This window comes from Fenollaria sp. C0166D3 (genome assembly GCF_056590255.1).
Genome location: NZ_JBWPVU010000001.1, coordinates 210,615 through 223,199 on the forward strand (window position 1 = coordinate 210,615; position 12,585 = coordinate 223,199).

Consider the following 12,585-nt stretch of genomic DNA (forward strand, 5'->3'; position numbering starts at 1 on the left):
CTTTCATTATTAAAGCAATTATAGTATAACATATAGCGAATTTCTTAGCAATAATTTTTTCATTTATGTTATAATATAAACGAGGTGTTTTTATGACTGTACTAGCATGTAATAATATAAAAAAAGTTTTTATAGACAAGTTAATTTTTGAAAACGTTTCTATTAATATAAATGAAGGCGAAAAAGTTGCAATAGTTGGTATGAATGGTACTGGTAAGTCAACTTTACTTAATATTTTATCTGGGATGCTTAATTATGATGAAGGCGATATATTTATTTCTAAAGATATTAAAATCGCCTACCTTGAGCAAAATACAACGATCAGAAGTTCTTTAAGTGTTTATGATGAGATGAAGAAGTCCATGAAGCACTTGACTGATCTTGAGGAGGAGCTTAGGAATTTTGAAGATATCATTGCCAAGGACCCTAGTCAAGAGAACTTGGATAGATATGCCTTTTTACTTGAAGACTTCGAAAAGAAAGGCGGATATACATACGATGCTGAGATAAAAAAGGTTTTGACTGGTCTTGGTTTTTGCGAAGAACAGTTTGGCCAAGCCTTTAACTCCCTTAGCGGTGGGCAAAAATCTAAGCTAATGCTTGCCAAGGCACTTATACAAGAATCCGACATACTTTTCTTAGATGAGCCGACTAATCATCTTGATATTGACTCAATGGAATTCCTTCAAGAATACATCAATTCATTTAATAAGACTGTTGTTATGGTCAGCCACGATAGATATTTTTTAAATACTACATGTAATAAGGTTATTCTTATAAAGGATTACACAACTCATGAGTACAATATGGGCTATGAACAATATATCAAGCAAAGAAAGATAAATGAAGCAATTCAAGAGAAGGCTTATATTAATCAGCAAAAAGAAATTGAAAGACAAAAAGAGATTATCAGAAGATTTAGGTCCTACGCTACTGAAAAAAGCATTATTAAGGCAAAGTCTCGTGAGAAGATGCTTGCTAAGATTGTGCTTTTAAGTGAAGTTAATGATGACAGTGAGATCAATTTCAAGTTTAGGATGAAGGTCGAGTCAGGTAATGATGTCTTAGCTGTTGAAAATATAAATAAACGCTTTGGCGATTTTAAATTATTAAATGATATAAACTTTAACATATATAAGCGTGAGCATGTTGGCATCATCGGTGCAAATGGTATTGGTAAGTCAACTCTATTTAAAATAATTCTTGGTGAAGAAAGTCATGACTCTGGTGAAATACGCTTTGGGACTAATGTCAATGTTGGCTACTTTGATCAAGAGCTAGAAAAGCTTGACGTGAATAAATCCATAGCCGAAGAGATATGGGACAGCTTCCCTCGCCTTACTTACTTTGAGCTAAGAAAGGCGCTTGCAAAGTTCTTATTTATTGATGATGATATATATAAGATGATTGATGAATTATCTGGCGGAGAAAAAGCTAGAGTTTCTCTATGTAAAATAATGCTTTCTGATGTAAACTTCCTTGTTCTAGACGAGCCGACAAATCACTTGGATATCGAATCAAAAGAAGTTTTAGAAGAGGCACTTAACTCTTACGAAAGAACTTTGCTTGTAATTAGCCACGATAGATATTTTCTAAATAAAGTTGTAAATAAAATACTTGAGCTTAAAGCCGATGGCATTCATGAATTTTTAGGTAATTATGACTATTATCTTGACAAGAAAAAGCGTATGCGTGAGGAAGAAGCCTTTTTAGAAGAGCCAGAAGAGATTACAAAGACTCAAGCAAAGCTCAATAAAAAGCGTGAAAGAGAAGAAAAAGAAAGGCTTAAAAAAGAAAAACAAGCTAAGGATGCTCTAGAAAAAGAAATTTCAGAGCTTGAAAAACATAAGGATAAGATTCATAATGAGCTTGCAAATCCAGATATATACGATGACATAGACAGAGTTAACGATTTGAACTTTAAACTTACTGAGATTGATGAGAAGCTTGATGCCTTATATGAAGAGCTGATTTATATGGAGGATTAAGATGTTTGAACTAAAAAATATAAAATTCAAAGATATTCTTAGCATAGAGCATCTGTCTATTGATGATAATGGCCTAACTATGATTATGGGTCCGAGCGGCAGCGGTAAATCTACTCTCTTAAAAATGCTTGATAACCTTATAAGCCCTGATAGCGGCGATATTTTATACAAAGGCGACAATATTAAGACATATAAAGCACATGAATTAAGAAGAAAAGTTATTATGCAGTCACAATTCCCCGCTATCTTCGAAGGCGATGTGAGATACAATTTAAATATAGCTAGGAAATTCAGTGGTATAGACGCTCTTGATGATGCGAAACTAAAAGAACTGCTTGATATAGTTTTGCTTGATAAAGATCTTAATGATAATCCAAAGGACTTCTCTGGCGGAGAAAAAACTAGACTATCGATAGCGAGGGTCTTGGCAATGGATGCTGAAGTATATCTATTTGACGAGCCAACATCCTCACTTGATGAAGAGACCGAATACAAGCTTATAAGTAATGTGATTAAGTACTTAAAAGAAAGAGATAAGAAGATAATTATGGTATCGCACTCAGAAAAACTATTCTCCCTAGCTGATCAAGTGATAAGCATCAAGGATAAGACAGCGACAATTAAGGAGGCCTAATATGTTAACTGAAATTTCAACATTACAGCTAGCCCTATCTTTTGTATTTATCATAATACTGCTAGTAATTTCAAAGATAAAGGGTCTATCAAATCAAGGACTAATCATAGTAGCTTCACTTAGAATGACAATTCAGCTAATAATAACAGGCTACCTACTAAAATACATTTTAAAGAGCGATAGTCCATGGATAACACTTTTAATACTTACAATAATGGAAGCGTTTGCAATATTTAATGTATATAAAAGAAGCAAGGTTAAATCAATCAAGCTTAAAGAGCTTATAGCAATATGCTTTATAGGATCGAGTTTAGTGTCAATATTCTACTACATCATAGTAGTTGTAGGCGTTAGACCATGGTACGACCCAAGGTACTTCATAACTATCTCAGGAATGCTTATTGGTAATACAATGACGGGCATGAGTCTTGCTATTAACTCTTATAAAAATTCTCTTAATGATCAAAGAGATACGATTGAGTCGGCACTTATGCTTAGTGCAAAACCTAAGGATGCTGTATTAAAAATATCTAGAGAAGCATTTAGCTCAGCCATACTACCGACACTTAACTCAATGCTCGGCATGGGCATAGTGCTTTTGCCTGGCATGATGACGGGTCAAATACTATCAGGGACTGACCCAATGTCTGCTATACTATATCAAATAACAATCATGATAGCCATAGTCGGAACTGTCGGGATAACTACAAGCATATTTACATCGCTTGCATACAAAGCTTTCTTTAATGATAGAGAGCAAATACTATTCTAAAGGAAACCTTAATATAAAAAATAAACTCTACTAAAACTAGTAGAGTTTATTTATATACGAATCTATTACCGACTCTTTCTTCTTTTCACTAAAAACGTTCTTCTCTCTCAAAATGTCTACAAGCCACAAAGCTTTCGAATGGAAGATTGCTTCATTATAGTCACTTAAGACTATCTCATAAAGCTTGCCATTTAAGAACTTTGAATTTGTTTTAACGTAGTACGCATCAACATTCTCAAAGTCAACCAGCCTCAGTATGCTTATAGTCGTTAAATCTTTTTGATGATACAAACTTAGCCCAGTGTTTTTGTACTCGACAAAATACTTTTTGTGCTTGTTTGTGTTTTTTATCTCATTTGCAAGCATCAGATAGTACTTAGCAAGCGAATTATAGTATTGGTAGTTAAACATGCCCTTTTCAAATGAATCAATCTTAATAAAAGGTTTGATGTTTAGACTAGTAATAAAATTGAAATTCTCTTGAAGAAACTCCTTCTTCGTCAAGTCACCGTTGTTGAACTGTATGATCAAAGAATGTCTCTTCTCGAAAAATACCTCAAAAAGATTCTTCCTCTTTACATAAAGCATTAAATACCACTTTCTAATTATTTAACTTCTTCTATATAACTCCTTAAGTCACTGTCTACTTCATCAGCTACGTAGTCAACGTTGATAAGTATGTCTACATCATGCTTTTCAGAAATTTCATCTAAATTCTTTACTAAGCATTTTAAATCTTCTTTCTTAATATCGATAAGCTTATAAATACTGTCGATATAAATTTTTTCTAGGTCGAAGTCCATAGATAGCATTCCAAGCAAGAAACCATAGAACTTTTCAATAGAATTTACACTGTAATCGCTTAAGTTAATAAGTCTAACGTTAGTGTCTAGAGAAAATATGTGTTCGTCCTCAACATCTAAGAACGTAATGTTGCCGTTACCTGACTTAATGTCATCGTTAGCACCATTGATTAACCACTTAGTCTTTCCTGCACCTTTTGCTCCTAAGATTAATTTAACCATAAAAATCATCCTCCTTAAAATATTTACCTTGGTAATTTGATTTTCTTTTCATTTGTTCTAATATGGAATCTTTTATTCTCCACCAAGATTCGCCCCAGTTGCAATGAATCGTTCCCTCTTCATCGGACCTTCCGACCAATCTTTGTATAATTATATCATCTTTTATATGAGTTAAGAAAATTTCTACTCTATCTACATAGTCTTCTCTGTTTAAGAGTTTAAACTCATGAGCTTTATACATCTGGGCTATCTTAGTTCCTTCCATGATATATAAACTATGTAGTTTAACTTCATCCGTCTTTGTCATGTTAATGAGCCTAGCGTCATTATATATGTCATCTATGCTATCCCATGGCAAATCAAGTATCAAGTGAGCTGCCTTTCTTAAGCCGTACTTTGATAATGTTTCACATGCATTAATATAGTCCTTAGTACTATGACAACGGTTTAATATCTTAAGCGTCTCATCATTTGAGCTCTGTAAGCCCAGTTCAACAGTTATCTCGAGATTATACTCATCCTTTACATCCTTCAAAAACTTCATGTAATCATCGAAGATTAAATCAGGCCTTGTCGATATATTAATTCCAACAACATCTTCTTGTATTGCGCTCATTATATTTTCCTTAAACTGATCTAGTGGCATATAAGTATTAGAAAAGTTTTGAAAATAAGCTATGAACTTCGTTGCCTTATGGTTTTTCGTGATATTTACCTTGTTTTGCTCAATCTGCTCTTTGACAGATAGCTTGTTAGATAAATTCTCAAAGCTGCCTCCCTCTGCTGTGCAAAAGATGCAGCCGCCATAAGCCTTTGAGCCGTCTCTATTGGGACAAGTTATGTTTAGACTTATAGGAAGCTTATAAACCTTTGTGTGAAATTTATTTCTTAAGTACTCTGAGTAGACTCTATAGAGTTTTTTCTCGTCCTCAAAGCTTATAATATTACTCATCTACCTCGTTTTTATTATAAAATTCTTCCATAAGCTCGTCTATGATTGCGTCATCTACGACTTCTAGTTCAACATCGACACCATTTTCATGCTCGATGTACTTATAAGGATAAACGTACTCTTCTTCCTCTTCTACGTCTAGTGGGAATAAGAAGATATAGTCGTCTCCTTTGTAATTAAATAGATCAAGTACAGCGCATTCAAGCTCTGTTCCGTCATCTAATGTGATGATCATTGTGTCTTCGCAGTCGCAATCATCATGTTCATGATCATGTCCGCAGCCGCAGTCTTCGTCGTGGCAGCAGCAATCGTGTTCATCAATAAAATCTTTATCTTTACTCATCTGTTTCTCCTCTTTCTAAAATTTGTTCGGAAAAGTCCTCAAAATTAGATATATTAACTAATTCGAGGCTAATATTTTTATTAATTTCGTTAATATTTTCGTCAGTTATAAATGAAAGTTCAGGTTTTTTCTTAAACTCATAGCTTATTTGATCAAGGTAGTAGTTAATTATAAACTCTTTCTCTTCCTTTGACATATCCTTATTTCTAATGCTTAGAGCAACTGATTCGTAGAACTTGTATCTTAAGAATATTATGAAGCCTTCAAAGTCTTCAACATTAGTACCCTTTTCAATAATAAATATTATCCTAAAGAATAAATTCCACTTAAAATCAGTATTTATAAGTTTCAGTATATCATTACCTAAGCTTTGAGTGAAAGTATCGTTAAACGCAGGCTTTCTCTCAAACTCTATATAGTTTGTTATAGGTCCAAGATTTTCCTGTATATCTGATAATCTTCCTACTAAATCAACAAACTCTTGTGATATATCCTTAGCAGATTTTCTTTGAGCCTTCATAAATAAGTACTCACTAATCATGTCGCAGGAGTCCTTGTAGTCTATAATATAACCTAAGTCGCTCTTAACCTTTGATTTAAATATATCATGTATAGTCTTTGATACAAGCTTAACAAGTTGCTTCTTCTTATTAACCTGTATCGTTGAGTCAGACCTATTAAGATGGTTATAAACGCTCATAAGCTGCCTATCAACCATAGTTAAATTATCCTTAATAGTTGCCATGATGTCTATAAAGAAATCTTCTGTAAGTACGTAGTTGTAGTTCTTATATAAGACTTTGTGGTCTATGTCTCCCCAGAATACATTGACTAGTGACTTTATTTGAAGCTCAAAGTGAATCTTCTTGCCGTCATCATCAACATACTTGCCGTCTATCTTGTAGATCTCAAAACCATTCTTTTGTAATTGTGGCTGCTCTTCAGATAGCTTTAGGTATATCTTTTTATTGATATGGCTTGAGTAGTAACCTCTGTCCTCTTTATAATTGAATAAGTTTAGTAAGTCTCTGTATATTTTCTTTTCGTCGTCAATAAACCTGCACTCAATTCTAACACCGATGATGTCTGAGATATTCTCCATAAGGTTCTCTGGCGTCTTGTACTCAGTATATAAATTGTTTCTAAGTATCTTCTCTCTAAGTGAAGTAGCTTCCTTAACTCTGCCTCTAGCAGCTAGAAAGTGATCCTTAGCGCAGAATGTATTAGTAAAGAAATTCTCCAAAATCTCTAATACTTCTTCCAATTTATCATTATTTTCTTCAAGTAAATCTATAGTGTCATCTATAAAATCAAATAATTCAAGCCTCATCAGCTCTCATATCCTTTCATTAAACAAATATTTCTGGTTTGTATTTATCCTTTAAGCTGTCAATAACTGCCTTAAATGCGTTCATTTGTTTAATTTGCATAACATGAGCACGCACTTCATCTTTAACTTCGTCAAATGATCTAGCTTTTGCATCATTAATCTCATTTAACTTGATTATATGATAGCCAAATTGAGTCTTAACTGGCTCAGAAATTTCTCCAAGGCTCATTGAGAATACCTTGTCGTCAAATTCCTTAACCATTTGTCCTCTGTGGAATGTACCTAAGTCTCCACCATTAGCCTTAGATGGGCATGCAGAGTGTTCTTGAGCAAGGCTAGCAAAGTCCTCACCCTTATCAATTTTAGCCTTGATATCCTTTGCCTTATCTTCACTATCAACTAAGATGTGGCTAGCAGATCTTGATTCTGGCTCAGAAAACTCATCCTTAAATTCATTATAATAGTTTTTAAGTTCTTCATCTGTCGCTTCTTCACATTCAAGCGCCTTTTTAAAAGCCATATTAGTTAAGATGTTTTCTTTAGCCTTTTCCATCTCAGCTTTGTACTCTTCACTCTCGTCTAGTTTTTCATCGATAGCATTATTATATAACATCGCTTGATTAACCATCTCTTCAACTAATTTTTTAACTCCGTCCTTTGATTGGAACTGCATAGTTAGTTGTGGTCCAAGCATATTTGCAAAGTTTACAACGTCTTCTTTTTTAATTTCTTTGCCGCATACTTTAGCGACTACTTCCTTATTTATTTCCAAAATATCCTCCTTAAAATTTAATCTTTCACATATTTATATTATCATATAAATTATTATTTTGCAAGACTATTTTTAAAGATGAAAATGTGTTATAATAGTCTTGAGAGGTGATTTTATGAAATATTTACTAGGTGGAGAGAACGAAAAAGTATATTTGAACTCTAAGATGCTAAATAGACACGGCATCATAGCTGGAGCGACTGGTACTGGTAAGACTGTTACTTTAAAAGTAATTAGTGAGATGCTTAATAACGATGGTATCAACACATTCATTACCGATGTTAAAGGCGACATTATGAGTCTAGCTGAGAATGGCGAGAGAAATGATAAGATCGACGAAAGACTTAATAAGCTTGGTATAGATGACTACCAAGTTGATAGCTTCCCTGTTGAAATTTTTGATATATATAAAAGAGGTGTTCCGCTAAGAGCATCTGTTACTGATATAGGTCCAGTACTACTATCTAAGATGCTTGGACTGAATGATGTACAAAGCGGCGTCATCGATGTTATGTATAAAATTGCCGACGAGAATGAGCTTAAACTTATCGATTTTAAAGATTTAAAGATTATGCTTAAGTATATGGCGGACTTCTCTAGTGATATTTCAAATAAATATGGCAATGTAGCTAAGCAAAGTATAAATGCTATACAAAGAACTCTTATTAGATTTGAAAATGAAGGTGCGATTGACTTCTTTGGTGAACCATCTTTCGATGTAGATGATTTATTAGTGAAAAATGGTGAAAAAGGCACAGCAAACATACTTAACTGTACCGAGCTCTACCTTAACTCAAAGATGTATCAATCGGTTGTAATCTATCTACTTAGTCAGATATTTACTAGTCTTGATGAAGTTGGTGACCTTGATAAACCTAAATTAGTATTATTCTTAGATGAAGCTCATTTAATTTTTAAAGACTTAAATAAAAAGATGCTTGAAAACATCGTTACTATTATCAAGCTTATCAGGTCTAAGGGTGTTGGTATCTTCTTTGTTACTCAAAACCCTAAGGATATACCTGAAGAAGTTTTAAGCCAATTATCTAACAGAATCGAACACGCTTTAAGAGCCTACACTCCTAATGAGATTAAAAACGTTAAGTACGCTGCTGATAGTTTTAGAAAGAATCCAAACTTCGATAGCGAAAAAGCTATACTTAATCTAAAAACTGGTGAAGCCTTGGTCTCAACTCTTAATGAAGATGGCGAGCCATCCATAGCTGAGATAACACTTATAAGGCCGCCTATGTCTAAGATTGGTATGATAGATGAAGCTGTATTTAATGAGATTGTTAATAATTCAGATTTTAACTCTAAGTACAAAGAGCCAATTGACAGAGAATCAGCATATGAGATACTTAGTGAAAGATACATTAAGATTAATGAAGAAATGGAAGCTGAAAAAGCTGAAAAAGATGCACAAAAAGAATACAGAACAAAACAAAATCAAAAGAAGAGAAATGAAAGTACTGCTGATAAAATATTAAAAAGAGTCTTCAGTGCCTTTACTTATCAAATAGGTAGAACTGTTGCAAGAGATATAATGAATACGTTTAAGAGAAAAAAATAATTTATAAATCAATGGCCAGAGCATTTGCTCTGGCCTTTTATACGCGAAAAAAAGACTAGAGCATCTGCCCTAGTCTTAGTTAATTTATATTCTTTCGACAAATATCTTTACAATCTTACCATTTAAGTCTGTTTCTTCTACATCAAGTTCTTTGTATTCAATGCTATCTGCAACAGTTTCTTTTAGTATAAAGTCTTTGAACTTTTCAAAGATAGCTTTCAAATCATCATTTGCATCAACATAGATCTTAATCTTATCTAGCACGTCGAAATCATTTTGCTTTCTAAGTTGTTGTACCTTTGATATAAACTCTCTTAAGTAGCCTTCATCAAGAAGATCATCTGTTAACTTAGTATCAAGTATGATGAAGACGCCATTTTCCATTTCAACATTAAAGCCTTCTTTGGACTCAATTCTTACATCTACATAATCTTTTTTGATTTCAGTCGCTTCACCATTAAGCTCAACTGTTTGATCAGCGTGGTCAAGCTTGTCTACAAAGTCTATGCTATTAACATTTAATAGATATTTAGTGAAGTCCTTAATCTTTGATCCAAGTATTGAGCCAGCAACTTTGAAGTTCGGCTTCAAGTTGAAATTCATGTACTTCTTCAAATCATCTTCGTAGTAAACGTTCTTTACGTTAAGCTCTTCCTTGATTAAGTCTGTCAAGTCTTCTAGGTCTTCTCTATACTTACCATCGATAACTATCTCGTTAAGAGGTATTCTTACCTTGATCTTAGCGTTCTCTCTTGATGATCTACCAAGTTTAACAAGTGTACGAACTAGATCCATCTTGTAAATAAGCTTTTCATCGATTAGGTCTTTATTAGCCTTTGGATAATAGTCTATGTGAACTGATTCTAAATCGCCAAGTCTTTGATAGAACTCTTCTGCTGTATATGGAGCAAATGGTGCTATAATTTTAGATACTCCAAGAAGTATTTCGTATGTTGTTTGTAAAACTGCCTTCTTGTCATCATCAAGTTCTGTAGCCCAGAATCTTCTTCTTGAACGTCTGATATACCAGTTTGATATATCTTCAACTACAAAATCTTGTATCATTCTAACTACATTTGTTAGCTCGAACTTATCCATCTCTTCTTCGATATTTAGAAGAAGTTTGTTATATTTAGCAAGTATCCACTTGTCTATATCGCTTCTCTTTTCATATGGCACATCTAATGTCTTTGGATCAATGCCATCGGTTTGTAAATACATGTAGAAGAAGTTATATACATTTCTAAGTGTGTTAAAGAATTTCGAGCTTATGTCTTTTAAGCCATCTACATCGACTTTCTTAGTAGTCCAAGCTGGTGATACGTATAATAGATACCATCTTACAGCATCTGCACCATATTCATCAAATAGCTCGAATGGATCTATGGTATTGCCCCTGCTTTTACTCATCTTTTTGCCATACTTATCAAGAACTAAGTTGTTAACAAGAACGTTTTTATAAGGAGCCTTACCAGTCATATATGTTGATATAGCAAGTAAGCTATAGAACCAGCCTCTTGTTTGGTCTATGCCTTCACAGATGAAGTCTGCTGGGAACTTATGATCAAAGTCTTCTGTATGTTCAAATGGATAGTGCCATTGACTAAATGGCATTGCGCCTGAGTCGAACCAAACGTCGATTACATCCTTTTCTCTAGTCATCTTGCCATGACAGTGTGGACATTCTAGATGAACGTCGTCAACATATGGTCTGTGCAATTCAATGTTTTCATCTATGTCTTCAATAGCTTTTTGCTTAAGCTCTTTTCTTGAGCCAACGCTTTCCATGCGACCGCAGTCTTCGCACTTCCAAATTGGTAGTGGTGTTCCCCAGTATCTTGATCTAGACAGAGCCCAGTCCTTTAGGTTATCTAGCCAGAAACCGAATCTCTTTTCACCAACATAGTCTGGATACCAATTAACTGTATTGTTATTTTCAACAATTTTGTCTTTAAACTTAGTTACTTCTATATACCAAGATGGTTTTGCATAATAAAGAAGTGGTGTGTGGCATCTCCAGCAATGTGGATAGTTGTGCTCTATCTTTTGTTTTCTATATAATTTATTTTCTTTTTTTAGCTCTTCAATGATTAATGGATCTGCATCCATAACCCACATGCCTTTCCAAGGAGTATCTGTGAACTTACCTTCTTCGTCAACTGGATTAAGAACTGGTAAATCATATCTTCTTGATGTATTGTAGTCGTCTTCACCAAAGGCTGGTGCTGTGTGAACTATACCAGTACCATCTTCCATAGTAACGTAATCAGCTTCTGTTATGAAGAAAGCTTTTTTATCGCATGGTAAATATGGTAGCAATTGTTCGTACTCTCCACCAACTAGGTCTGAGCCCTTCATCTCAGCTATTATTTCATAGTTTTCTGCATCTTTTTCAAGAGCTTGTTTGAAAAGCGATTTAGCTAAGTAAAGTATCTCGCCAGTCTCTTTATGTTTTATCTTAATGTAATCAAAATCTTTATTAACTGTTAAACTTACGTTTGAAGGAAGTGTCCATGGTGTTGTTGTCCATGCAAGATAGTACTCATTATCAGCATCTTTCTTTTTGAACTTAACATAAGCTGATTCAGTTTTAATCATCTCATATCCTTGAGCTACTTCGTGTGAAGCAAGACCTGTACCGCATCTTGGGCAATAAGGCATAATCTTGTGACCTTCATAAATTAGTCCATCCTTAAACATCTTATCAAGTATATGCCAAGTAGATTCGATGTAGTCATTATCAAGAGTTATATATGGATTGTCAAGATCAATTAGATAAGCCATCTTTTCAGTCATCTGTCTCCATAGTGACTCATACTTAAATACTGACTCTTTGCATTTTTCATTAAACTCTTTTACGCCATACTTTTCTATATCTTGTTTATTATGAAGTCCTAATTGTTTTTCAGTCTCAATTTCAACAGGTAGTCCGTGAGTATCCCAACCGGCTTTTCTGTTTACGTAATAGCCTTGCATAACCTTATATCTGCATACAGAGTCCTTTAGTGTTCTACCACTTACGTGATGTATACCAGGCTTTCCGTTAGCAGTTGGTGGGCCTTCGAAGAAAACATATCTATTGTCCTTATCTCTTTTATCGTTTGTTAATTTAAGTAGATCGATGCTCTTCCAATATTCAGATATTTGATGTTCTCTATCGGCTACGCGATCATTTGATAAAGCTTTTAAGTCCATA

Annotated in this window: 11 protein-coding genes; 4 read left to right on the forward strand and 7 right to left on the reverse strand. The window is 34.0% G+C overall.

What is annotated here, in order from left to right:
* Positions 1-92 precede the first annotated feature (92 nt).
* Genes AC1EJ0_RS00960 through AC1EJ0_RS00970 form a run of 3 tightly spaced genes read left to right on the forward strand, consistent with a single transcriptional unit; the run spans position 93 to position 3,394 of the window.
* On the forward strand, positions 93-1,988 hold the full coding sequence (locus AC1EJ0_RS00960; protein WP_480022782.1) for an ABC-F family ATP-binding cassette domain-containing protein: 1,896 nt from the start codon (positions 93-95) through the stop codon (positions 1,986-1,988).
* A gap of 1 nt (position 1,989) precedes the next feature.
* Positions 1,990-2,622, forward strand: coding sequence for an ABC transporter ATP-binding protein (locus AC1EJ0_RS00965; RefSeq protein WP_480022781.1), 633 nt, complete (start codon positions 1,990-1,992; stop codon positions 2,620-2,622).
* Position 2,623: 1 nt separating this feature from the next.
* Positions 2,624-3,394: an ABC transporter permease gene (locus tag AC1EJ0_RS00970; protein WP_480022780.1), complete on the forward strand. Its 771-nt coding sequence runs from the start codon at positions 2,624-2,626 to the stop codon at positions 3,392-3,394.
* Between the two features lie 36 nt (positions 3,395-3,430).
* On the opposite strand, the gene AC1EJ0_RS00975 is transcribed toward AC1EJ0_RS00970, so the two are convergent.
* Genes AC1EJ0_RS00975 through AC1EJ0_RS01000 form a run of 6 tightly spaced genes read right to left on the reverse strand, consistent with a single transcriptional unit; the run spans position 3,431 to position 7,816 of the window.
* Complete coding sequence (locus AC1EJ0_RS00975) at positions 3,431-3,982, reverse strand: DUF6648 family protein (protein ID WP_294796017.1); 552 nt, start codon at positions 3,980-3,982, stop codon at positions 3,431-3,433.
* A 17-nt stretch (positions 3,983-3,999) separates the two neighbouring features.
* A complete protein-coding gene (locus AC1EJ0_RS00980; RefSeq protein ID WP_480022779.1) occupies positions 4,000-4,419 on the reverse strand; it encodes a hypothetical protein in 420 nt (139 codons plus the stop codon).
* Positions 4,412-5,371 (reverse strand): tRNA modification radical SAM protein MnmL/YtqA, encoded by a 960-nt coding sequence (gene mnmL / locus AC1EJ0_RS00985; protein WP_480022778.1) that lies wholly within the window; start codon positions 5,369-5,371, stop codon positions 4,412-4,414. The genes AC1EJ0_RS00980 and mnmL overlap by 8 nt, the downstream gene beginning before the upstream one ends.
* Positions 5,364-5,714 carry a DUF1292 domain-containing protein gene (locus tag AC1EJ0_RS00990; RefSeq protein ID WP_058260423.1) on the reverse strand — a complete coding sequence of 117 codons (351 nt, stop codon included), beginning with the start codon at positions 5,712-5,714 and terminating at the stop codon, positions 5,364-5,366. Before AC1EJ0_RS00990 ends, mnmL begins: the two co-directional genes overlap by 8 nt.
* A complete protein-coding gene (locus tag AC1EJ0_RS00995; RefSeq protein WP_480022777.1) occupies positions 5,707-7,044 on the reverse strand; it encodes a GTP pyrophosphokinase in 1,338 nt (445 codons plus the stop codon). The genes AC1EJ0_RS00990 and AC1EJ0_RS00995 overlap by 8 nt, the downstream gene beginning before the upstream one ends.
* A 19-nt stretch (positions 7,045-7,063) precedes the next feature.
* The gene (locus AC1EJ0_RS01000; protein ID WP_294985959.1) at positions 7,064-7,816 is read right to left on the reverse strand and encodes a peptidyl-prolyl cis-trans isomerase; all 753 of its coding nucleotides are present in this window, start codon (positions 7,814-7,816) and stop codon (positions 7,064-7,066) included.
* 115 nt (positions 7,817-7,931) lie between these two features.
* On the opposite strand from AC1EJ0_RS01000, the gene AC1EJ0_RS01005 reads away from it, so the two are divergent.
* Entirely contained in the window at positions 7,932-9,389 is a 1,458-nt protein-coding gene (locus AC1EJ0_RS01005; RefSeq protein WP_480022776.1) for a helicase HerA-like domain-containing protein, read from the forward strand.
* 84 nt (positions 9,390-9,473) lie between these two features.
* Here AC1EJ0_RS01005 and ileS read toward each other — a convergent pair whose 3' ends face one another.
* Entirely contained in the window at positions 9,474-12,584 is a 3,111-nt protein-coding gene (gene ileS, locus AC1EJ0_RS01010) for an isoleucine--tRNA ligase (protein WP_480022775.1), read from the reverse strand.
* Position 12,585 lies beyond the last annotated feature (1 nt).